The following is a 25845-nucleotide window of genomic DNA, read 5'->3' on the forward strand; positions in this document are numbered from 1 at the left end:
AGATATACATTTAGAATCTACTGAGGATGCACATGAGTGATTTTGCCCCAAGATATTTAGCTGATTACAGCGAAGCTAATTTTTCCATTTCCACTGTCGAGCTAAGCTTTGAATTAGACGAATATAAAACCCGTGTTACTAATCGAATGAAAATGACACGCAAAGTAGATACAAAGCAACCACTTATTCTAGATGGTGAGCACCTAACGCTATTATCGGTTTCAATAGATGATATCGCCTTAACGAGTAAAGATTACCAAGTAAACGAAGATAGCTTATCTATCGTTATTGACCGAGATGAGTTTACCTTAGAAATCATTACTGAAATTAACCCTGTGGAAAATACCGCACTTGAAGGCCTATTCAAATCAGGGGATGCTTATTGTACGCAATGTGAGGCCGAGGGCTTTAGGCGTATCAGCTATTATTTAGACCGTCCTGATATCATGGCTACGTTCACCACAAAAGTTATTGCCAACAAAGAAAATTTTCCTTATTTATTATCTAACGGTAATAAAATAGCAGAAGGAGAATTAGCTTCTGGTCAGCATTTTGTGCAATGGCATGACCCATTCCCGAAACCTTGTTATCTATTCGCTTTAGTGGCTGGTGATTTTGATGTGCTAAAAGATAACTTCATGACCAGTTCTGGTCGCAATGTAGACCTAGAGATATTTGTAGATAAAGGCAATGTTCGTAAAGCCCATCATGCAATGGCATCGTTAAAGCATTCTATGAAATGGGATGAAGATACCTTCGGACTTGAATATGACTTAGATATCTACATGATAGTAGCGGTCGATTTTTTCAATATGGGGGCAATGGAAAATAAAGGCTTAAACGTATTTAATAGTAAATTTGTATTAGCTGACGAAACCAGTGCAACTGATGTTGATTATTTTAATGTTGAAGCGGTTATTGCTCATGAATATTTTCATAACTGGACCGGTAATCGTGTTACGTGCCGAGATTGGTTTCAATTGAGCCTTAAAGAAGGGCTAACGGTATTTAGAGATCAACAATTCAGTGCCGATATGCATTCTGCCGCTGTAAATAGAATTCAAAATGTGCGTGTTTTACGTTCGCTTCAGTTTGCTGAAGATGCGGGTCCAATGGCACATCCTATCAGACCAGAAAAAGTTATAGAAATGAATAATTTTTATACGTTAACGGTTTATGAAAAAGGTGCTGAAGTTATTCGCATGATACATACTTTATTAGGTGCAGATAAATTTAGAGCTGGCATAGACTTATATTTCGAACGCTTTGATGGCATGGCAGTAACTTGCGACGACTTTATTAATGCCATGTCTGATGCATCAAATATTGATCTTAGCCAATTCAAGCATTGGTATACTCAAGCAGGTACACCGGTAATAAGTGTTAGCGAAAGCTTTGATGCTGAACTGTCTGAATACTCATTAACACTTGTCCAAGCTAATGGTAATAATCCTGCATTACATATTCCCGTTGGAATTGAACTAATCGATTTAAATGGTCAAAAAAATCAATCAACATTATTGCAATTAACTCAACAAGAGCAAACCTGGACCTTTAAAGGCTACAGCGAAAAGCCTGTGTTAGCCTTATTAACTAATTTTTCAGCACCCGTTAAAACAAAGTTCACACAATCTGATCAAGCATTACAATGCATAATGACAGATGCAACTGATGAATTTTGTCGATGGGATGCAGGACAAAAGCTGCTAACTACCTATATTATGAAGTTACTACAGCAGCCGACATTAACGCTACCTGAAAGTTTATATGCAGCGTTTATTGAAATTTTAAATGCTGATATTTCTCCGGCTTTTAAAGCTGAGCAGTTAACGCTACCTAGCTTTAGTGAGTTAGCTGATAGTATTGTAGAAGTTGACCCTATCGCTTTACTTGATGCAATTGAAAGCATGAAGCTTCAATTAGCGAATAAGCTCGCGCCAATGTTTTTAAAGCAATATCAGCAAAATATCCAGGCTGATTATGCTAATGATGGCAAGTCTATTGGCAAACGAGCATTAAAAAATGTTTGTTTAAGTTACTTAAACAACTTAAATGATCAACAAAGCTTAGTAACACAACAGTATAGTAGTGCGAACAATATGACTGATACACTTTCTGCACTTAATTGTGCAGCAAAGTACTCTCATGAAAATTATAATGCAATGATGGCTGACTTTGAGAAAAAGTGGCGTGATACACCTTTAGTAATGGATAAATGGTTTTCTATACAAGGTAGTGTTAATGATGAGTCGATATTTGAAAAACTGCCGCAACTTCTCTCACACCCACTTTTTAGTTTGAAAAACCCTAATAGAGCGCGTTCTTTAATCGGTGCCTTTATCAACAATAATCCGCGTTACTTCCATTGTGCTAGTGGTAGGGGCTATCAATTTTTAATTGAGCAATTAATTAAACTTAACGAAATTAATCCACAAGTAGCATCACGTATGATCACACCACTTATTCAATTTAAATCTTTTGATCATCACCGACAAACCATGATAAAGGCTAAACTTGAGCAATTATCTAAACAGGTTGATCTTTCAAAGGATTTAAAAGAAAAACTTGATGCGGCGTTAGCATTATAGGAAAACGTGATGAAGTATTACTTTTACTTAAATATAACGAATCAAGAGTATTTACCTTATTATCAAGGACGAGTTCAGTCGATTGTAGTAATGACAGAGCAGGGCGTTAAAGTAGAGTTTCCTGCTATGCATTTGCGAAAACACTTAACTGGAATGGGTATAAAAGGGTACTTTTGTTTGCAAACATTGAACAATAAATTTTTGTCTTTAGATATAATATCTTGATTAGAGTTATTGCTTTAAACAGTGGTCAGACCATCGCAACTTGACAGCATCGAGTTACAACTTCTATGACGGAGGCTATTTCTGTTCACTATTTGCATATTGTAGCTTAATTATAAGGGCGTTTAAAACAAGTGTTTTAAACGCCCTTTTGTTCTCATCTGATCACTTGATTCAAGTCTTTAATATAAAGGACTTTAAGTAAGGTTTTAGCGCTTGCCACTTGGTCTAAATGATGTAATTATTGTTTCATACCATGTACGTGGATATAAAAATAAAAATGCAGAATTACATCTGGGGAGATAGGAAATGAAAAAAAACCTTCGTAAAGGCTTCTACAAAAAGCCACTGGCTGTCAGTATAGCCGCCGCCTTAATCACATTGGCTTCTGCTAATGTCCAGGCAAAAAACTTTCAGTTAGGTAACTTTGATATCAGTTTTGATTCTACCTTCTCAGCCGGTACAAGCTGGCGCGTAGAAGACAGAAATTGGAATGATAACGTCGGTAAATCTAACAATGTTAATAACGGTTTCGACTTTAGCCAATATCATCCAATATTAAATACTACTCCAAGTGCATCAACAGTTTGGGATGGCGCTGGTAGTTATTCAACTAATGGTGATAATGGTAATTTAAATTATAATTCAGGCGACAGTTTCTCTAAACTTATTAAAGGTTCACACGATCTAGATATACGTTATGACAACATAGGTTTCTTTGGTCGTGCCATGTATTTCTACGATTTTGAAATGGTTGACGGTGAAAGAGCTTGGACTAATCCTAGTTCAGGTGTGGTAAATGACCCGTGCCGTGATGATGATGCACGTGACCAAGTATGTCGCGATCTACGTATGTTAGATGCTTTTGTTTATGGCGACTTTAACTTAGGTGAAATGCCATTTTCTGTTCGTGTTGGTCAGCAAGTCATTAGCTGGGGCGAAAGTACGCTGATTTCTCATGGTATTAGTGAATTAAACCCAGTTGATATTTCACGTCTTAAAGCACCTGGTGCTGAGTTAAAAGAAGCGTTTATTCCATTTGGCGCTGTTTGGGCATCTTTAGGTGTTACAGAAAACTTTAACGTTGAAATGTTTTATCAATATAATTGGGAGAAAACAGTTTTACCAGCACCTGGAAGCTACTTCTCTACTAACGATTTTGCTGGTGATGGTGGTCAATTTAATAACGTACAGTTAAATTTTGCTAGCAATCCAGATATGGATCTTGATTCACTAATTACTAATTTAAATAGCTTAAGAGCTCAAATTTTAAATGGTAACGTACCTATTTCTGATGCGGGTGGAGCTTATGTTGGTGGTTTTCCAACTAAGTTAACACTGCGTGAAGAGGGTGCTGAAAACGATCCTGAAGACGGTGGTCAATATGGTCTACGCCTTTCTTGGTATTTACCTGAGCTAAATGATACAGAAATTAGCTTTTACCACATGAATTATCATAGTCGTCGTCCAGTATTTTCTGGAGTTACAGCTGATTTTACACCAGCTGCTTTAGCTCACGATGTTGGCATGCTAGCATCAACTGAAATAACCTATGACAACTATACTGATTTAAAAGCATTTTCTCGTGTAGAACTTGATTATATTGAAGATATTAAACTTTATGCATTAAGCTTTAATACGGCTATAGGAACAACTTCTGTCGCTGGTGAAGTAACTTTCCGTCAAGATGAACCACTTCAAATTGATGATGTTGAGTTATTATTTGCCGCTATGCCACAACAGTTAGCAAACAATTTAGGACGCTCTGAATTAGATGGTATTTCACAAATGCCAGTTTTTGCCGGTGGAGAGCGTGCAAACGGTTATATTTTATCTGATACATTGCAAGCACAAATGACATTAACTCATCTTTGGGGTCCAAGTTTTGGTGCAAGCCAATTCGTAACATTGCTTGAAGTTGGTGCTATCGATATTCAAGATATGCCTGATCAAGACGTTTTACGTTTAAATGGTCCAGGTACATCTAGAAATGGTGGTGTTGCAGGTAAAGAAGGTCTTGAAATGGCCTTGCAAGATGGTGTTGAAACTAACCCGTTCCCAAGTGCATTTGCATGGGGTTACCGCTTTGTAGCAAAACTTGATTATAACGATGTATTTGCAGGCATTAACGTTTCGCCAAAAGTTGTGTTTTCACATGATGTGAACGGTATTACTCCGGATCCTTTATTTTTGTTTGTTGAAGATAGAAAGTCAGTATCACTAGGTTTAGGTTTCGATTACCAAAGCCGTTGGTCTGCAGACTTAAGCTACAACAGCTTTTTTGGTGGTGTAGGCACAACCAATCAAATGGAAGACCGCGATTACGTATCTTTTAACATTAAGTATTCAATTTAAGGTTGTATGAGGACTATTTTCATGAGAAACATTTTTAAAAACACCTTTAAAAAGGTAACGATAGTATCAATGGCGGTGACGGTAGCATTAGCGTCAGCTTCTGCTTCTGCTAAAGTTAGTGATCAAGATGCGGCTAAATTAGAAAAAGAGTTAACACCTTTTGGTGCGGTACGTGCTGCAAATAAAGACGGTTCTATTCCAGCTTGGACAGGTGGTATTACATCTGCACCTGCAGGCTATACCGTTGGCGATCATCACATTGATCCGTTTGCTGAAGATAAAGCGCTTTATACTATTACTGCTAAGAACTTAGCTGAATATAAAAACTTATTAACACCAGGACAAGTTAAGTTATTTGAAACTTACCCTGATACTTATAAAATGAGTATTTATAAATCACGTCGTTCAGCGTCATACCCTGAACACGTTTATCAAGCTACTTTGGAAAATGCGACTAAAACTGAATTAGTTGAAGGTGGTAACGGTATAATTGAAGCGGCAATTGGTATTCCATTTCCGGTACCAAAAAATGGTTTAGAAGCTATTTGGAATCATATTTTACGCTATCGCGGCGAAAAAATTGTACGCGAAGGTGGTCAAGCTGCGCCAACGGCATCAGGTGACTATACTTACATGGGGTTCGATGACCAATTATTGATCCCTTATGGTGTAAAAGGGGTTAAAGCTTCAGAGCTTCAAGAAACTAATATTTTATTTAAGTTCAAGCAAAAAGTTACAGAGCCAGCACGTTTAGCAGGTACAGCTTTATTAGTTCATGAAACAATGGATCAAATAAAGACTCCTCGCCAAGCATGGACTTATAACACGGGTCAACGTCGTGTTCGTCGTGCGCCTAATGTTGCATATGATGCACCAGGTACAGCGTCAGATGGTTTAAGAACAACTGATGACTTTGATATGTTTAACGGTGCACCTAATCGTTACAACTGGACATTAAAAGGTAAGCAAGAGCTATTAATCCCATATAATGATTATCGTTTACACAGTGATGATTTAAAATATGATCAAATCCTTCAGCCTGGTCACATTAACCCAGAGCTAGTTCGATATGAAAAACATCGTGTTTGGGTAGTAGAAGCTAACTTAAAGTCGGATACACGTCATACTTATAAAAAACGTGTATTTTATATCGACGAAGATAGCTGGCAAGTAGCGGTTACCGATATTTATGATAACCGAGACGAGTTATATCGCGTAGGTGTTGCACATGGTATTAATTACTATGAAGTACCGACACAATGGTCAACATTAGAAGTATTTCATGATCTACAATCTCGTCGTTATATCGCGATGGGTTTAGATAATGAAGCTAACATGTATGACTTTTCAGCTGACTTACAAGATGTAGACTTTACCTCTTCAGCATTGCGCCGTGAAGGTCGCAGATAAATAATCATAATGATAAAACGGCTGGCTAGTGCTAGCCGTTTTTGTTTTAAAGTTTTCAAATGGTTATTTATTTTTCATTCCGCGTAATTTTAGCTAAACTAAATTAAGCGGTTAATTTACAAGCGTTGGGCTCTGTTCGCGCTAATACCTCTATAAATATTATTTTTAGACATAATGTCTCAGTCCAAATCAATGGAGCTAATATAGTTAATGATGCGCCTTCTCGTTTTTTTAATCAGTTTTCTTACTATCTCAATTACCAGTGCACAAACGCTAGACGCGATACGTGCTCCTTTAGCGAGCAAATCTCTTTTACTCGATATTACTATTGTAAACAATTCAAAATTAGTTGCCGTGGGTGAGCGTGGTCATATTGTTCTTTCCACCGACGGTGAACAGTGGCAACAAGCTCAAGTGCCGGTACAAGTAACATTAACTGCCGTTTATTTTACTAACGAAAATAATGGTTGGGCTGTTGGTCATGATGCGACAATATTATCAACCAATGACGGTGGTTTGACTTGGCAGCTGCAACAACATTTACCACAGGTTGAAAAACCATTGTTAGATGTACTATTTACAGATGATCTAAATGGTATAGCCATAGGTGCTTACGGTTTATTTTATCGAACCAATGATGGCGGCGAGCACTGGGTTGTTGAATATCATAATGAGTTTCTTTTTCCAGAAGACCAAGCGTATCTACAAGAGTTAAAACTCCAAGATGAGAAAGCTTATTTAGATGAACAAAGCAGTATTTTACCGCATTTTAATCGCGTAGTTGCCGATGGCCGTACTTTATATCTTGCCGGTGAAATCGGTTTAATCGCTAAAAGTAATGACTTTGGTGTCAATTGGCAAAAACTCGACGAAATATATCCAGGTTCATTTTATGACATAAATCGTACACAGGAAGGTAACTTGCTTGTTGTGGGTTTACGAGGGCATATATTCCGCAGTTTACGCAATGGTACTCCTTGGCAAGAAAGTGATAGCCAGGTTACCGCACTGTTAAGTGCTATAGTACTTACAGACGACGATCGTATATTCGTACTTGGAAATAACGGAGTGCTTTTAGAAAGTCGTGATGATGGCTCTACATTTACCAAACATATTCAAAAAGATGGTAAACCTCTTATCGCAGGGGTTTGGTTTAATAATAAAATTATCGCCGTCTCTGATGTTGGCATTAAAACTATTAACGTAACGAAGTAATTGTCATGAAATTTAATTCTATTATCAATGTTGTAGAAGCAACACTTTTCCGTCGTCGTTTAGCTGTGTTGGTGTTTTTTATGCTCACCAGCATATTTTTGTTGTTTCAAGCCAGCCAAATTAAACTTGATGCCGCTTTCACAAAACACATTCCACTAAACCACAGTTATATGAAAACCTATTTAGAACATAGGGCAAACTTTGGTGGTGCTAATAACGTTTTGATCTCAGTTTGTGATACCAGTGGAGATATTTTTAACCCTGAATTCTTTACTGCTTTAAAAGGCGTACATGACAAACTGTTTTTTATTCCAGGGGTTGACAGAATTCAGGTTAAATCTTTATTTTCACCAAGCACTCGTTTTGTTGAAATTGTCGAAGACGGCTTTGCTGGTGGTCCGGTTATACCTGCTAACTTTCAACCTGATGAAGCTGGCTTAGCAATTGTAAAAGGCAATATAGAAAAAGCAGGCATTGTTGGTAGTATTGTTGCCGATGATTATAGCTGTTCAATGGTTAAGACTTCATTGATGGAAATTGACCCAAATACGGGCGAAAAGTTAGATAGTATTGTGCTTGCTGCACAATTAGAAAATGAAATTCGTGGTGAATTCGAAAAAGATAATATTTCAGTACATATTATTGGCTTTACTAAAATGGTGGGTGATGTAGCTCAAGGAGCTAAAGGTGTTGTGACCTTTTTTGCCATTGCTATTGCTATCACAACCTTGATGGTATTTTGGTTTTGTCGTTCAATTTCCCTTACCATTTTGCCTATCGCTTGTTCATTAATCGCGGTTGTATGGCAGCTCGGTATGCTATCGACATTAGGTTTTGGTTTAGACCCTATGTCAATCTTAGTACCATTTTTAGTCTTTGCTATTGGCGTTAGTCATGGTGTGCAAATGATTAACTCGGTCTCTAAAATGGTTAATAAGGGCAAAAGTAGTAAAGAGGCTGCGCAACTAAGTTTCAGAGTATTACTCGTGCCCGGTGGTATTGCTTTACTATCTGATACTGTTGGCTTTATGACCCTATTATCAATTGATATTGGTATTATTCGTGAGTTAGCTATTACAGCATCTTTAGGTGTTGCCATGATCATTTTGACTAACTTAGTATTGTTACCTTTGTTAGTTTCTTATATGAAAGTGCCAACAAAAAATGATACAGCAAAAGAAAAAGCCACTTCAGGTACCGATGGTATTTGGCACTTAATGTCTACATTTGCTACGCGTAAAGTTGCTATGTTTATTTTAGCGTTTACTGCTGTACTTTATATCGTTGGCTATATAAATGCGCAAGATATGAAAATAGGCGAATTACATGCCGGTGCACCTTCACTGCATGAAGAGTCACGTTATAACCAAGATACCTTTTTAATTACGGATAAGTACGCTATTAGCGTCGATTATATGTCTATTATCGTTGAAACTACCGCTGATGCTTGTACTTATTACGACCAGATGAGCGTTATTGATCGGTTCCAATGGCGTATGGAGAATGTACCAGGTGTTCAATCAGCTGTTAGTTTAGCCTCAATCGCAAAAATCGTTAATGCAGGTTATAACGAAGGTAACCCTAAATGGCGCGTTTTATCACGTAACCCACAAACCTTAGTACAATCAATCGCACGAGTACCATCATCAAGTGGACTACTCAATAGCGATTGTAGCGCTATGCCCGTTATTTTATTTTTGAAAGATCATAAAGCTGAAACAATTAACAGAGTCGTTGATGCTGTTAAAGTTGTGGCGAAAGAATTAGGTAATGATAATTTAGTCTTCAAATTGGCTTCAGGCCCTGTCGGTGTAATGGCGGCAACTAATGAGGCAGTAGAAGCAGCTCAAATACCTATGATGCTTTATGTTTATGGCGCGGTAATTATTTTATGTTTATTAAGCTTTAGAAGTTTACGAGCTACCATTGCTGTCGTTGTTCCTCTTTATGTTGTGTCAACGTTAGCACAGTGGCTTATGACAGCGCTTGATATCGGCTTAACGGTATCAACATTACCTGTTATTGCATTAGGCGTAGGTATTGGTGTTGATTACGGCATTTATATCCTCTCAACCATGAGTGTTAAACTGCGAAATGGTGCAACCGTTCAAAGTGCCTATTTTGACGCATTGAAAGAGCGTGGTAGTGCAGTATTAATTACGGGCGTAACTTTAGCTATTGGTGTGTCGACTTGGTTTTTCTCAGATTTAAAATTCCAAGTTGATATGGGCATACTATTAACCTTTATGTTTTTAGTTAATATGATTGCAGCTGTACTGGTATTACCAGCTATAGCAGCATTTCTCTGGCCTGAGCGAAAATAAATTATAATTAATTAATAATATAATTATGCATAAATAAACAAGAAAATGGCCGAAAGGTCATTTTCTATTTATAACTTCTGAATAAACAACTGAATGTTTTCATATCAAACACATAAATAAGCCATTTTTAAAGTAATGCATCTAAAATAGTGCTCGCAATCGCCCGAGTTTATTAATAAGATCAAGATTCTAGACTATTATTCTATAAAGACTAGAATCAAATAATCATTTCAAGCGTTTTATCCAAAAAGGAAAAAGGCATGGCGTTAGTAGACGGTTTACCTTCAGTGATACTTTCGAACGTAGCACAGTTAATAGAAAAAAAAGTTCCAGCGGGAACAGCACCTCTTGTTAAGCAGTTTGCAGAGTTGCTTTATAGAAATATTTCAACCTTAGATTTAGATCATAGAAATGATAGTGACATGTACGGTGCCACGCTAAGTCTTTGGAATACATTAAACGATCATCAAGATGATAACCCTGTTATTAAAGTTTTTAATCCACAGGTTTCAAAAAATGGTTGGAAATCTAGCCATACTATAATCGAAATTATTGTTAAAGATATGCCATTTTTAGTCGACTCTGTGCGCATAGCTTTAAGTCGATTGAACCTAACACCCCATTTAATGTTAAATTCACCAATTAAAATAATTCGTGATAACAAGAAAAATATTACTAAACTTTCTTCTTCTGTTGACCAATCGTTTACATCGACTTCGGTTGAAACGGTATTTTTTATCGAGATTGACCGTCAAAATGACACAAAAGTGCTTTCAAGTATCGCCAAAGAGTTGCACTCAGTAGTGAGTGATATTGCCGTAACGGTAAGTGATTGGAAACCAATGAAAGCGCGTTTAAGCACCGTAATTGATGAAGTTAAAAAAGCTAAGTTACCTTGTTCATCTGAAGAACATAAAGACAGTATCGATTTTTTAGAGTGGATTTTAGCCGATAACTTCACTTTACTAGGCTATCGTGCATACCATATCAAAGCTTTAGAAGGTGATATGGCATTAGAGGCAGATGTTAGCTCTAGTTTAGGTTTAATGAACCAATATGACGGCACTAAAGAACGTCTTATTTCTGAACTAAGTGAATCTTCTAGAGAAATTGCTTTAGGAAAAAATTTATTAATTTTAACCAAAACTAATTCTAAATCACGCGTACATCGTCCTGCACACTTAGACTATATTGGTATTAAGCGCTTTGATGATAAAGGTAACGTTATAGGAGAAGAGCGCTTTGTTGGTTTATTTGGCTCTGCTTATTACACAAATAGTGCGCTGCATTTACCACTAATTAAATCTAAAGTGGCTGGGGTTTGCAAAGACTCTGGTTTTGCTGAAGGAACACACGCGTACAAAGCGTTGATCAATATTCTTGAAACTTACCCACGTGACGAAATTTTACAAAGTTCACCTGCTGAATTATTGAAAAACGTTCTGGGTATATTCCAAATGCAAGAGCGTGATTATTCAGGCTTATTTATGCGCCGTGATGCTTTTAATCGCTTCTATTCATGTATGGTTTATGTTCCGCGTGAGCGCTATAACACCGCGCTACGTATTAATACACAAAAGCTATTACAAGAAGCGCTAGGCAGTAATGAAGAAGTAGAATTTACCACGTACTTCTCAGAATCAGCACAGGCACGTACGCACTATATCGTTAGAGTTAATTCGACAAAAGCAGACATTAATGTGAAAGAAATTGAAAAGAATTTAAACCATGCTGCACGCAGCTGGGATGATAACTTAGCTGACGCGTTAAATTCGCATAAAGGTGAGGCTAAAGGCAAGGCGTTAAGCCGTAAATATATCAACTTTCCACAAGCCTATAAAGATGAAGTATTACCAGGTACCGCGATTGTAGATATTGAAAAGTTTGAAGCGTTAACACCTGAAAATCAACTTGAAATGCTGTTTTATCAGCCACAAGAAGAAGATGCTAACAGCCGCTTTGTTAAATTAAAGTTATTCCATTCAGGTGACCCTATACATCTATCAGATGTTTTGCCAATGTTAGAAAACTTTGGTTTACGTGTTATTGGTGAAAGCCCTTACGCGGTAAAAGCAGATAACGGTGAAGTTTATTGGATTTTAGATTTCTCTATGTTGCTAACAGGCAAGGGTAAATTTAATTTAGAAATTGTTCAGAGCTTATTCCAAGACGCTTTTGCAAGAGTATGGTCACGTCAATTAGAAGATGATGGTTTTAACCGTCTAATTTTAGGTGCTGAATTGGGTGGCCGTGAAGTTTCAATTATCCGTGCATATGCAAAATATGAACGTCAAATTGGTGGTACTTTTAGCCAAAACTATATTGAAGATACTTTTGCTAGATATCCAAGTATTGCCAAATTATTGATTAAACTTTTTAAATTACGATTCACACCTAATAAAAAGTCAAATGAAAAAGCAATTGAAAAAGTACACACGAGTCTTGAGTCTTCTCTAGACAGTGTTGCCAGTTTGGATGATGACCGCATTATACGTCGCTTTGTTGAAATGGTTAATGCGACTATTCGTACTAACTACTTCCAACCGCATGCTGTAACTGGTGAAAAATCTTACATTTCATTTAAAATTTTACCTTCACAAATTTCTGATGTACCACTTCCTGTGCCAGCATTTGAAATTTTTGTATATTCACCTCAAGTTGAAGGTGTTCATTTACGTGGTGGTAAGGTTGCTCGTGGTGGTTTACGTTGGTCAGACCGTCGTGAAGATTTCCGTACTGAAGTTTTAGGTCTTGTAAAAGCACAACAAGTTAAAAATACCGTTATTGTACCTGTAGGTGCAAAGGGTGGCTTTGTTTGTAAGCAGCTACCTGATGGTGACAGAAATGAAATTTTTGAAGCAGGTAAAGAGTGCTACCGTACCTTCATACGTGGTTTATTAGATATTACTGATAATATTGTCGATGGTGAAATAGTACCACCGGTTAATGTTGTGCGCTTAGATGAAGACGACCCATATTTAGTAGTTGCAGCAGATAAAGGAACAGCGACGTTCTCTGATGTTGCTAACGCTATTTCTGAAGAATATAACTTCTGGATGGGTGATGCTTTTGCCTCTGGTGGTAGCGTAGGTTACGACCATAAAGCTATGGGTATTACAGCTAAAGGCGCTTGGGAGTCGGTAAAACGTCACTTCCGTGAAATGGATATAGATTGTCAAACAACCGACTTTACTTGTATCGCTATTGGCGACATGGCGGGTGATGTATTTGGTAATGGTATGTTGTTATCAAAGCATATTCGTTTGCAAGCTGCATTCAACCATATGCATATTTTTATCGACCCAACGCCTGATGCTGCGAGTTCGTATGTTGAACGCGAGCGTTTGTTTAACTTACCGGGTTGTACGTGGGATGATTATAATAAAGATTTGCTTTCTGAAGGCGGTGCTATTTTCAGTCGTCATTCAAAATCAATTAAGTTGACCCCTCAAATTAAAAAAATGTTGGGTACGCAAAAGCAAACTATGTCTCCGCTTGAATTAATGCAAGCTATCTTAAAAATGCAGGTTGATCTGTTGTGGAATGGCGGCATTGGTACTTATGTTAAAGGCTCGAAAGAAACACACTTAGAAGTCGGTGATAGAGCTAACGATGCCTTACGTATTAATGGCGCGGATCTTAAAGCTAAAATAGTTGGTGAGGGCGGTAACTTAGGTTTCACTCAACTTGGGCGTATTGAATTTGGTGCTAAAGGTGGCCGAATAAATACTGATGCGGTTGATAATGCTGGTGGTGTTGATTGTTCAGATAACGAAGTTAACATTAAAATTTTATTAAACGGCTTAGTGCAAAATGGTGATTTAACCGTTAAGCAACGTAATAAAATTCTATACGACATGACTGACGAAGTGGGTGATATCGTTATTGACGATTGTTACCGTCAAACTCACTCATTATCAATCACTGAATTACGTGGTGGTGGACAGTTAAAAGAACAAGCACAATTTATTAGTGAATTAGACCGTTCAGGTAAGCTAGACAGAGCCTTAGAGTTTATTCCTAGTGATGAAGAAATTGCTGAACGTTTAGCATTAGGTAAAGGCTTAACTCGCCCTGAGCTATCTGTGTTACTTGCTTATAGCAAAATGGTACTTAAAGAAGAGCTGGTTTGTCCTGAAATAACGGACAATGAATATCATCAAAGTTTATTGATTGAAGCGTTTCCTAAGCAATTGCAAGCAAGTTACAGTGCACAAATGCAAGATCATCCATTACGTGCTGAAATTATAGCTACACAATTAGCTAATAATATTGGCAACGATATGGGCTTTAACTTTGTTCATCGTATGAAGGAAGAAACTGGCGCAACAACGTCAGAAATTGCTAATTGTTATACGATGGCAAGTGCAGTGTTTGAGCTTTCAGATGTTTGGAAACAAATCAGTGATTTAGATAATAAAATTTCTACTTCAATACAAACAGAAATGCTGTTTCAGTTACGTAGAACGGTTCGCCGAGCGACACGTTGGTTCTTGCGTCACCGTAATAAGTCACTCAATATTGCGCAGTCTATCGCTTTTTATCATGAAACATTTGTTGAGCTCTCTAGCAATATTGCAAGCTTCATGATTGAAAAAGAAGCTGCACAAATTAAACGTGTTGAAACTGACTTAGTCAAAGCAGGTGTGCCAGAGTCTGTAGCACTTAGAATCTCACTATTGAGTACATTGTTCTCTGTGATGGATTTGGCTGAGATTTCAAAATCTGATGAAGTATCAACTGAACTAGCTACTGATCTTTACTTTAAACTTGGTGCAAGATTAGATTTACATTGGTTCTTAGACCAAATTACTTCTCAACCAGTGAATAATCATTGGCAAGCACTCGCAAGAGCGTCTTTCAGAGAAGAGTTAGATTGGCAACAACGTTCATTAACCTCTGTAATATTACGTGGTCATAAAGCTGAGACTGACGTAGATACTATGATTGAACGTTGGCTTGTAGAAAGCGCTCAACCATTAGAGCGCTGGCAACATATTTTGGCCGACTTTAGAATTGGTAAAACACATGAGTTTGCTAAATTCTCGGTTGCTTTACGAGAATTGATGTTGTTAAGTTTACACTGCGACCCAGTGAAATAAGTGTTAAGATCCCCGCCATGAGCGGGGATTTTTTTGTTTCAATTTTATATCAGGTCGATTTCTCGTACGGTTCTTATTACATTTAATTAAAGAGGTATTATGTTTTACTCAGCTATTCGTAAAGTGTTTTTTAAATTCGATCCAGAAGCAATTCACGAATTAACGATTAAAGGCTTTAAAGCAACAGGTGCTTCGCCGCTCAATAAGCTTTATAAGCAAACTATACCCCATAAGCCTGTTGAGGTTATGGGCATTAAATTTCCAAACCCAGTAGGGTTAGCTGCTGGACTAGATAAAAATGGCGAATGTATTAAAGCGTTTGAAGCTTTAGGTTTCGGCTTTGTTGAAGTTGGTACCGTTACACCACGACCACAACCTGGTAATGACAAACCTCGTATTTTCAGGTTACCTGAGGCTAATGCCATTATTAATCGCATGGGCTTTAATAATAAAGGTGTTGATTATCTTGTTGACCAAGTAATCAAAGCCAAATACAGTGGTGTTTTGGGTATCAATATAGGCAAAAATAAAGATACGCCAGATGAAAACGCTAAAGATGATTACATTCATTGCATGCGCAAGGTTTATGATTTTGCCACTTATATAACGGTAAATATTTCTTCGCCAAACACACCTGGTTTACGTTCATTACAATATGGTGATGCGTTAAATGAGTTGTTATCCGCATTAAAATTAGAGCAAACAGCACTCGCTGAGCAATATGGAAAATATGTTCCTGTTGCTGTGAAAATAGCGCCTGACTTAAATGAAGAAGAAGTAAACTCTATTGCAGCGTGTTTAATTGCTAATAATATTGATGGCGTTATTGCTACCAATACCACGTTAGCTCGTGACAAAGTATCACACTTACCTTTTGGTAATGAGCAGGGTGGTTTAAGTGGCGCTCCTGTGAAAGATCAAAGCACTAAAGTTATTCAATTGCTTGCCAAAGCATTGGATAATAAACTACCGATTATTGGTGTGGGTGGTATTGCTTCAGGTGAAGATGCTCAAGAAAAAATAGCTGCGGGTGCAAAGTTAGTTCAAGTTTATACTGGTTTTATTTATCAGGGTCCTGAATTAATTAAAGACATTGTAAAAAGCTTTAAATAAGCAGCATACCGAATAATATAGCTAAACTCTGCAGAACGAACATTTTGATAAAAAATTATTAAACATCGAATTACTTTAGTTAAAACAAAAAGGCCATCAACGCTTGTGTAGTTGATGGCCTTTTTAATTTCTATTAAAAGCTAGTATTGCTATTTTGCTAGGTGGACGATTAAGATTTACTGGCTAAAATAGCTTCTAAACGTTCCATACGCTCTAAAAGTAACTGTAAGCTAGTATCAAACTCATTCACTGTTGTGGCGGTAAACATTTGTTGTTTATCACGACTCTTAGCATTGGCATCTAAGGTGTCTAATGCCGACGATAACTTTTTAATTTCAGCTTTTACACTGTTGACAGCGATCATCTGCTCTGAAACAGCATTAATCGAAAATTCTGTTGCCGTAATTTTGTCTTTTAATTCACTTAAGGTATTACTGTGAAGACTAGTAGTTTCAGAAATTTTATCTTGCTGTTGCCCCATCTTTATACTTTGTGAATTCAATTCTTTGATTTCTTTTTGATTTTTACGCCAAGCTGATGCCCAAAGTTTATCCATTTCAGAGAGTAATAATTCAGTTTTTTCGCCAATTGCTTCTAATTTAACTTTTAAAGCAATGGTAGATTCTCCCATCTCTTCGCCTGTAGCTGAGAGTTGGTTTTCTAATTGTTGTATTCGTTGCGAGCTAGACTCTACAACATTATTAACATTGACTTGTTGTTGATATAAGTACCAACCTGTACCTGCGAGTGCAACATAGGGCATTAACATTAAACATATTTTTGCCACAGAAGAAGGTTTTTTTGATTTAACAGCTTGCTGTGAATTGTCAGTTTTTTGTGTTTTTACTGAAGGGTCACGAGCAACTTTCACTTGATCTCGATCGATGTTAATTGTTGGTAATTCTGGTTCTACACGATTTGACAAAAGAGCATCCTACTAACGGTGGTTATAAAATTAATTGAATTATAAATTAAAGCATAAAGTAACTTTATAATATTTCTTAAATTTTGTACAAAAAAACCGACTAATAAGTCGGTTTTTATTTGATTAAACGTAATGTTAATTACGTTAGCTTTGATCAGTAACTGTCGTTATGCACACTTTGCACAGCTCGACCTGATGGATCTGCCATGTTAGTAAAGCTTTCATCCCAAGCTAATGCTTCTTGCGTGCTACATGCAACCGACTTGCCGCCGATAACACAATCAGCCGCAGTGGCTAAAGGAAACTTCTCTTCAAATACACAGCGGTAAAAGTAAGCTTCTTTACTATCTGGTGTATTTACTGGAAATTTAAAGCTAGCACTGGCAAGCTGTTGGTCAGTTACTTGTGATTCTACATAGGCTTTTAAACCATCAATCCACGAGTAGCCTACACCATCAGAAAATTGCTCTTTTTGACGCCATAAAATCTCTTTTGGTAAATAACCTTCAAATGATTCACGTAAAATCGCTTTTTCCATTTTGCCATTACCACACATTTTATCTTCAGGGTTGATGCGCATTGCAACATCCATAAAGTTTTTATCTAAAAATGGTACACGTGCTTCAATGCCCCAAGCTGACATTGATTTGTTAGCGCGAAGACAATCGAACTTATGTAAACGATCAAGCTTACGTAATAATTCTTCATGAAACTCTTGAGAATTTGGCGCTTTGTGGAAATATAAATAACCACCAAAAATTTCATCAGCACCTTCACCAGAAAGCACCATTTTAATACCCATGGCTTTAATTTTTCTCGCCATTAAGTACATAGGTGTAGACGCACGAATAGTAGTTACATCGTAAGTTTCTAGGTGATAAATAACTTCTCTAAGTGCATCTATACCTTCTTGCTCGGTAAAGACAACACTATGGTGTATCGTACCTATGCTATCAGCAACGGTTTTTGCAGCAATTAAGTCTGGAGAACCGGCTAAACCACATGCAAAAGAATGCACTTTCGGCCACCAAGCTTCTGATAGATCGTTTTCTTCAATACGTCTAGCGGCAAATTTTTGTGTAATTGCAGATATTAATGAAGAATCTAGACCACCAGAAAGTAATACACCGTAAGGTACATCAGTCATTAAATGACTTTTAACAGACTCTTCAAGCGCTTCACGAATTTTTTCTTTGCTGGTATTGTTATCTTTAATTGCAGAGTATTTTTGCCAGTTACGTTGGTAATATTTTTCAAGTTTACCCACGCGACTATCTAATACATGCCCTGGAGGAAACTCTTCTACTGTTTTACAAATCGGCATTAACGCTTTCATTTCTGAGGCAACATAGAAGTTACCTTCAGCGTCATAACCAGTATAAAGTGGAATAATGCCCATGTGATCACGAGCAATTAGGTAACTATTATCAACTTCATTGTATAAACAGAAAGCAAACATACCTTGAAGTTTATCGACAAAATCACTACCAAATTTTTCAAACATTGGAATAATAATTTCGCAATCAGACGCCGTTTGAAAAGGGTAATCAGGTGTATGCTGACTGGCTAATGTTTTATGGTTGTAAATCTCACCATTGACTGCTAAAACTTTTGTTTTATCAGTATTATAAAGTGGTTGAGCGCCATGTTCAGTGTCAACAATAGATAAACGTTCATGCACTAAAATTGCATGTTCATTGTTGTAAATGCCAGACCAATCTGGACCACGATGACGAAGTAAGCGAGAATATTCTAAAGCTTTAGGACGAAGTGCGTCTGCACCTGTTTTAATATCTAATATACAAAATATCGAACACATTGAAGTGCTACCCCTTTATATTTATTAATGACAAATTGTGTGATGGATACGTCAGCTAAATTAGCTGAACCGTAAATTGCGGTTTTATTTCAAAGTAAACCTTAAGCTGTTCACAGATAAATTATCGCTCAGCAAACCTGCTGTTGGTACACTTTGACAGTATTTGATAATAAATCAATAGAATTTTTACTCTAAAGTAATAAAAAACCATAATCACATGTGCTTTCGGAATAATAAACGCTAGTGTTAAAAAAATAGATACCTTAATATGTTGATGAAAATAAGCAAAAAATTCGTTTTTTGAACTTAAATTTACTCAAAATAAGAGCTATCAATGTTAAGCACTATAAAAAAAATAAGTATAAAGTCTTTGGCTATCGCTATATCACTAGGTTTAGTGTTTAGTGCTCAGAGTAATGTCGTTAATAATACTGAACTCACCGTTGAAGAATTACGCATAGATAAAGCCATTAAATCAATGCCTGATGTGGCATTAAGATTAAGTGCACGTGTCGACGAGTTCACTCAACAAGTAAATCAGGCCACTAATTATACCGTACTTACGCAGTTAGTTATCCGACATGGTACAGGGCTATGGCTTGATGCTAAAACATCCTTTAATCAATTAAATGATGTTGATGACCGTCCACTTTATTGGGCGCGCATACAAATGAGCAAGGCACTGCGTTCATCTAAAACATTTGCAGAGCTTTTCTCTAATCAGCAAGAAAAACTATTATGGTCACTTGAATTGATTTCACGTGGGCAAATGGATATTAAGTTTGATAAAAATACCGATAAAAAAATATTACTGACCGGCTTTGATCCCTTTTTTCTAGATAAGCACATTGATCAAAGTAACCCGTCTGGTGTTGTAGCGCTTTCGTTAGATGACATCGTGGTTAGCATGGAAGGGCAAACGGCAGAGATAGAAGTGTTAATTGTACCGGTACGATTTGCTGATTTTGACCAAGGCATGATTGAAGAACTGCTCAAACCTTATATTGCTGATAAGTCAGTTGATATGGTGTTAACGGTTAGTATGGGCCGAGAAAATTTTGATTTAGAGCGTTATCCAGCATTAAGACGCAGCGCCAACGCCCCAGACAATCTTAATATATTAACCGGAGCGACAAAAAGTAACCCACTGGTACCTAAGTTACATAACACTGAATTACGTGGGCCTGAATTTGTTGAGTTTAGTTTACCGATTTCATCAATGTTAAAAGGGTCAGGTAAGTATCAAGTTAATGATAATCGTAAAGTATCGACCCTTTCTGGTGGTACATTTAATGGTCAAGCACTTGTAGATTTAATCAAACAAACATCAGTTAGCGGCTCTGGTGGCGGCTATCTTTCAAACGAAATTTCATATCGTAGTATATTGTTACGTGATCAGTTTAATCTAACATTGCCAGTTGGTCATATTCATACGCCAAGAATTAAGGCTTATGATCAACAAGCATTAACCGATATTATTAATCAAACAAAAAATATTATTACTCAGGGTGTTGCAGAATTATAATGAAGTAATTTAAACGCCAAGGCCTTGTAATGTTTAATCATACTTAGAATAAAGAGCCATTAAATAAGTTTTAGAATTCTAAGCAAGGCACGTGCAAAAAAAATTACTCGTAGAGTTCAAAATTGAGACAAAAAAAACGCTAACCTAGTTAGCGTTTTTCATTTCTGACTTCGTAATAATTACTCAATACACAAGTTTTGCTGAGTATTAAAAATATATAGCGCGTTAAATATTATTCGTAACATCTACCGATAGCTTCAACATCTGCCCTGGTTGTAAATATTTATTACGATTAAGACTATTCCAACGCTCAATATCTTTAATTTTTACATTAAACTTGTCGGCAATGCGGGCAAAAGAATCTCCTTTGCGAACACGATAATGAATGTTTCGTATTATCGCTTTTTCACTAGGTGTTAAGTTTGTTGTCGAAACTTCTTTAACCGCAGTTTTTTGCCAGATAACTAATTTTTGTCCTGGTTTAATGGTGTCTCTAGGTGCCATAGCATTCCATTTAGCAATGCTACGCGTTGAAACATTATAGGTACGGCTAAGATCCCAAAGCGTGTCACCTGACTTTACAATATGTATACGCTTTTCACCGGCTAACACTTTATTTTGTGTTTTAGCTAAACGTTGATTTTGTGATAACAAGTAACTATCTAGTGAGGCTGTTGCAACAGGTATTAATAAATATTTACCGGCTCTTATTTGATTACCTTTAACGTTATTAACTTGCCTGATTAAATCAATTTCTGTATTAAATTTTTGCGCTATTTTACCTAGACTGTCACCATTTTTAATTTTATATCGTTGCCAAGCTAAGCGCTCTTTTTTACCTAATTTTGCTAGGCCTTGCTCAAACTTCTCTATTTTATGGTTAGGCAATAATAAATAGTGTGGACCGTCAGGATCTGTAGCCCAGCGATTAAAGCCTGGATTAAGTCGCTGTAATTCTGTTAATGACAACTCAGCTAATTGTGCTGCTTTAGCTAAGTCGAGTTGTGAGCCTATATCAACTTTGGTGATCACCGAGCTGTTATCAATTTCGTGTAGCTTAATTTTGAGTTCATCGCTTCGCTTAACAATGTCAGCTAGCGCAAGTAACTTAGGTACATAAGCACGGGTTTCTTTGGGTAAATCAAGTGACCAAAAATCGGTAGGCAAGTTTTTCTTTTGGTTTTTTCTAACCGCGCGTCTTACTCGGCCTTCACCAGAGTTGTATGCTGCTAAAGCAAGCATCCAATCACCATCAAAAAATTTATTCAAATATTTCAGGTAAGCAATTGCACCTTGAGTTGAAGCAACAACATCTCGGCGTCCGTCGTACCACCAATTTTGTTTCATGCCAAAACGCTTGCCGGTGCCAGGAACAAATTGCCACATACCAGAGGCACGACCATGTGAGTATGCAAAGGGATCAAATGCACTTTCAACAATTGGCAATAATGCTATTTCAATTGGGATGTCATTCTCTTCCAACGCCTCAACAATATAAAACAAGAAAGGTTCAGCGCGTTTTGCTACGCGTGTTAGGTAAGTAGGGTGTTTTACAAACCAATCTCGTTGACTAGCTACACGTTGATTTTCTGGAATTGGTAGTTTTAAATTACTGCGAATTCTCTGCCATACATCATCAGAAAAATAGCTTTCTTGGTCGTTATTACCAAGGTCAACATTGCCATCGGCAATAGGGTGAATTACATCAATCGCTTCATCAACCAGTAATGCCTGATTTATCTCAGCTGCAGAAGCTACGTCAATAAGTGCTTCTGCTTCTAAATTAGTTTCATGATTATTCGGTTGATTTTGGTTCAATAATGATTGGCAACCGGACAACAAGAGAACGGTTGCTACAGATAGAGTTATATACTTCATGCGGTGTCTATTTGAATTTACTTGGCGCCAGTGTCACTTATTTAGTGCTGTTATTCAAGATTTGTACAATGAAAATACCTTAGAAATTGTCTTTCCAAGCACGAATAATGGTAAAAGCATCTAATTTATTGTTAACAGCCGTTTCACTATACTCACCAGCACTGGTCATTAAACTTGCCTCATGGCTGCGCAAAAAAGGATTTATTTTCTTCTCAAGCATGATTGACGTTGGAATTGTCGCTATATTATTTTCGCGTTTTTGCAGTACTTGATTGTAATAATGCACCAGTTCGCTATTGCAAGGTTCAACGGTTAAGGCAAAGTTCAGGTTAGCTTGCGTATATTCATGTGCGCAATAGACGTGAGTGCGTTCAGGTAGGGCACTAAGCTTTTCTAAAGAAGACAGCATTTGTGCTGGTGTACCTTCAAATAGTCGGCCACAACCACCTGAAAACAAAGTATCACCACAAAATAAGTTATCTTCTGATAAATAAGCTATATGCCCACTGGTATGCCCAGGAAGATCAATTACGCTAAATTCAAAATCTAAGTCTGCTAACTTTACGGTATGGTTTTCATTTAAGGCAATATCACAGTGAGGTATATTTTCACTCTCTGGGCCATATATGGTTAATGGCCATTGCTTATTTTTGCAATACTCAACTAGTTTGTTAATACCACCAACATGGTCAGCGTGATGATGTGTGATCAAAATGGTTGATAATTGTAAGTTTTGCTGTTGAATAAATTCAATGCATACATTGGCGTCACCGGGGTCAACTAAAGCCATATTGTTACTGTCGTGTGACGAAATGGCCCAAATATAGTTATCTGAAAACGCTTTTATCATCGAAACTTTCATTTTAGTGGTGCTTTGAGTTTGCTGCATCTGTAGCTCCTGAGTATACTGACGATATGATTATACTGATTTTTCTAACTGTTTAATATAATGAAACCCGCACTAGCGTTTAGGCAACCTGATTTTCCAACATCATGGCAGCAATTGCCTAATGGTGAGCTCATTGTGGCTAACATAAACCAAACACTATCACCTTGGTGGTCAAAGTTTTTTGGTTATCATTTGCTGAAAATTGGTGCCTTGAGTGGCGAAGTCGACAGTTCACAAAGTCTAATTAAACATCAATTAACCTTAAGTAATCAAGCTGAGAAGTGTAACTTAGTAGGTGAAGTTGATGATTTACCATTACAAGAACATAGCGTTGATGTTTGCGTGTTAGCGCATGCGTTAGAGTTTTCGTTAGATCCACATCATGTAGTTCGCGAAGCTAATCGGGTATTAATACCTAATGGCTATCTTGTTATTACAGGCTTCAATCCATTTAGTTTAGTTGGATTAAATCAATTTATTCCCTATAGACGAAATAAAACCCCTTGGAATGAAAGACTATTTTCACCAATGCGGGTGAAGGATTGGCTCCATTTAATGGGGTTTGAAATACAACTGGATCATCGCTTTCTACATTCAACTTTAGCTGGGCAAGTCACGCAAGGCGTATTGAGTAACCATTGGCATAATATTGCATCGCGCTACTTTCCAAGTTTAGGCTCTGTTTACGTTATTGTGGCGAAAAAAAGGGTATTACCTTTAACACCTATTAAACCTAAATGGCAACTCAGACCGCGCTTTGAACCTGTCAAAGTCCCTTCGATGAACTCATCGAGAAAAACAATAAATAAATTAACTAAGTAGTGACTAATTTTGTGTCATTATTTAACATAAATAGCTAATTAAGGTCAAAATTACCCCATGCAACTTCATGAATTTGAAAACTATTTAAACACCTTACTCAAACCTGAACAAATTAAAGACTTCTGTCCTAATGGTTTACAGATCCAAGGAAGTGATAATATTGCTAAAGTGATTACGGGCGTAACAGCAACTCAGGCATTAATTGATCAAGCTATTGCTGAAAAAGCTGATGCTTTAGTCGTACATCATGGTTTTTTTTGGAAAAATGAAAGCTATGTTATTCGCGGTATGAAACATAAACGCATTAAAGCGTTATTGGAAAATAACATCAATTTATTTGCCTATCATTTACCTTTAGATATTCACCCAATTTTAGGTAACAACGCCCAATTGGCTAAGTTATTTTCAATTAATAATGTTGCACCATTAGAGCAGGGCAATGCCTTAAGTGTTGCAGTTCGTGGTGATTTTACAGATGAACTGAACCCTCAAATACTTGAACAAAGAATCAATGAAAAGCTCAATCGTAAGTGTTTGCACATAGCGCCACCGTCTAATAAATTGATAAAAACGGTTGCTTGGTGCAGTGGTGGTGGACAAGGTTATATCGAGTTAGCCGCAGAGCTTGGTATAGATGCTTTTATCTCTGGTGAAGTTTCTGAACAAACCACCCATGTAGCACGCGAAATGGATATTCATTTCTATTGTGCTGGTCATCATGCTACTGAACGTTATGGCGCAAAAGCATTAGCCGATCATTTTAATGAACACTTACCGATAAAGGCCAAATTTATCGATATTGATAATCCTGCGTAAAGTAGGGCTTTCACTCATAAAGTTAGAGTAATGGTTTATGTTTAATTGTTTAATTGTTTATGATTCAAAAGTAGTATTTAAGGTCAGTTAAATACTACTTTTAAGAGTGTATATATTAACTTTTAATCCATTGCACTATGCGACCTAAGATTTCATGCCAAGCCATACTGGTTTGCTGTAATTTTTTCGCACTTGGAAGATAATACTGCCATGGTGTGAGATGATTATTTTTAACCCACGGACTTGCTGGGGCAGCAATAGCGTTTACACCATATTTTTCAAAATAAGCCATGGCCCTAGGCATGTGGTAAGCACTTGTTACTAAAACAACATTTCTCTTGAGTACACGTGGCGCGATTAATTGTGCTTCTTCTTCCGTGTCTTGAGGAAAGTTTTCAGTAATAATTTTGTGTGCTGGAAGGCCTAACAGTACCGCAGCCTGTTTAACTTTTTCTGCATTTGAACTGATATCGCCACCTGAAAATCCTGAGGTAATTATTTGTGCTTCCGGATGAAGTCGATAAATACGGACAGCTTCAACTAATCTTGATAGCGAGCTAGAATTTAACTGACCAGTCGCAGGTAGCTCATCAATCGTAGTATGACCACCTCCCAAAATAACAATATAATCAACAGGCTGCTTACTCCGTGTAAATACAGCATAGTTGTCTTCTAATGGCGCCATAATCGCATCAGAAACAGGCGGTAAAGTAGACAGCGTTAACAAAGACGTTGCCATTATTAATGCGATAAAGCTGACTTTGGGTTTTATCCGGTAAAATATAATGGCGAAAATTAGCAGTAATATAGTAATGCTAAGGGGCATTATTATTAAACTGATT

At 37.1% G+C, this 25845-nt stretch carries 16 protein-coding genes; 11 read left to right on the top strand and 5 right to left on the bottom strand.

The window, feature by feature from the left end; translation table 11 throughout:
* The first annotated feature begins 32 nt into the window (after positions 1-32).
* The 8 genes from pepN to pyrD all read left to right on the top strand — a co-directional run bounded on the left by pepN (position 33) and on the right by pyrD (position 16329).
* On the top strand, positions 33-2588 hold the full coding sequence (gene pepN, locus H4J50_RS04305) for an aminopeptidase N (protein ID WP_404842738.1): 2556 nt from the start codon (positions 33-35) through the stop codon (positions 2586-2588).
* A 9-nt stretch (positions 2589-2597) separates the two neighbouring features.
* Positions 2598-2813, top strand: coding sequence for a DUF2835 domain-containing protein (locus H4J50_RS04310; RefSeq protein ID WP_108456254.1), 216 nt, complete (start codon positions 2598-2600; stop codon positions 2811-2813).
* Positions 2814-3119: 306 nt separating this feature from the next.
* Entirely contained in the window at positions 3120-5165 is a 2046-nt protein-coding gene (locus H4J50_RS04315; RefSeq protein ID WP_182254667.1) for a DUF1302 domain-containing protein, read from the top strand.
* Positions 5166-5234: 69 nt separating this feature from the next.
* Positions 5235-6575, top strand: coding sequence for a DUF1329 domain-containing protein (locus tag H4J50_RS04320; protein ID WP_404842739.1), 1341 nt, complete (start codon positions 5235-5237; stop codon positions 6573-6575).
* 210 nt (positions 6576-6785) lie between these two features.
* Complete coding sequence (locus H4J50_RS04325) at positions 6786-7790, top strand: YCF48-related protein (protein ID WP_239058961.1); 1005 nt, start codon at positions 6786-6788, stop codon at positions 7788-7790.
* Positions 7791-7795: 5 nt separating this feature from the next.
* Positions 7796-10114, top strand: coding sequence for an RND family transporter (locus H4J50_RS04330; protein WP_182254669.1), 2319 nt, complete (start codon positions 7796-7798; stop codon positions 10112-10114).
* A 260-nt stretch (positions 10115-10374) separates the two neighbouring features.
* The gene (locus H4J50_RS04335) at positions 10375-15216 is read left to right on the top strand and encodes an NAD-glutamate dehydrogenase (protein WP_182254671.1); all 4842 of its coding nucleotides are present in this window, start codon (positions 10375-10377) and stop codon (positions 15214-15216) included.
* A gap of 99 nt (positions 15217-15315) precedes the next feature.
* Entirely contained in the window at positions 15316-16329 is a 1014-nt protein-coding gene (gene pyrD / locus H4J50_RS04340) for a quinone-dependent dihydroorotate dehydrogenase (protein WP_182254673.1), read from the top strand.
* Between the two features lie 169 nt (positions 16330-16498).
* Here pyrD and H4J50_RS04345 read toward each other — a convergent pair whose 3' ends face one another.
* On the bottom strand, positions 16499-17254 hold the full coding sequence (locus tag H4J50_RS04345; protein ID WP_182254675.1) for a hypothetical protein: 756 nt from the start codon (positions 17252-17254) through the stop codon (positions 16499-16501).
* 154 nt (positions 17255-17408) lie between these two features.
* Positions 17409-19073 (bottom strand): asparagine synthase B, encoded by a 1665-nt coding sequence (gene asnB, locus H4J50_RS04350; RefSeq protein WP_108456247.1) that lies wholly within the window; start codon positions 19071-19073, stop codon positions 17409-17411.
* Between the two features lie 334 nt (positions 19074-19407).
* Between asnB and H4J50_RS04355 the strand changes: the two genes are divergently transcribed.
* Positions 19408-20598, top strand: coding sequence for a hypothetical protein (locus tag H4J50_RS04355; RefSeq protein WP_220466095.1), 1191 nt, complete (start codon positions 19408-19410; stop codon positions 20596-20598).
* 225 nt (positions 20599-20823) lie between these two features.
* On the opposite strand, the gene H4J50_RS04360 is transcribed toward H4J50_RS04355, so the two are convergent.
* Together H4J50_RS04360 and gloB are read right to left on the bottom strand one after the other, a co-directional pair.
* On the bottom strand, positions 20824-22476 hold the full coding sequence (locus H4J50_RS04360) for a LysM peptidoglycan-binding domain-containing protein (protein ID WP_182254677.1): 1653 nt from the start codon (positions 22474-22476) through the stop codon (positions 20824-20826).
* A gap of 79 nt (positions 22477-22555) precedes the next feature.
* Positions 22556-23365, bottom strand: a complete 810-nt coding sequence (gene gloB / locus H4J50_RS04365) for a hydroxyacylglutathione hydrolase (RefSeq protein ID WP_259366160.1) — start codon at positions 23363-23365, stop codon at positions 22556-22558.
* A gap of 60 nt (positions 23366-23425) precedes the next feature.
* On the opposite strand from gloB, the gene H4J50_RS04370 reads away from it, so the two are divergent.
* Both H4J50_RS04370 and H4J50_RS04375 read left to right on the top strand, forming a co-directional pair.
* Positions 23426-24187: a class I SAM-dependent methyltransferase gene (locus H4J50_RS04370; protein ID WP_108456245.1), complete on the top strand. Its 762-nt coding sequence runs from the start codon at positions 23426-23428 to the stop codon at positions 24185-24187.
* Between the two features lie 57 nt (positions 24188-24244).
* Positions 24245-25003, top strand: coding sequence for a Nif3-like dinuclear metal center hexameric protein (locus H4J50_RS04375; RefSeq protein ID WP_182254679.1), 759 nt, complete (start codon positions 24245-24247; stop codon positions 25001-25003).
* Positions 25004-25118: 115 nt separating this feature from the next.
* Here the strand turns inward: H4J50_RS04375 and H4J50_RS04380 are convergent.
* The coding region (locus H4J50_RS04380) for an ElyC/SanA/YdcF family protein (protein WP_182254682.1) at positions 25119-25845 on the bottom strand (727 nt) is incomplete at its 5' end.

Source organism: Colwellia sp. 6M3, from assembly GCF_014077595.1.
In the GTDB taxonomy this organism is placed as follows: Bacteria; Pseudomonadota; Gammaproteobacteria; order Enterobacterales; family Alteromonadaceae; genus Cognaticolwellia.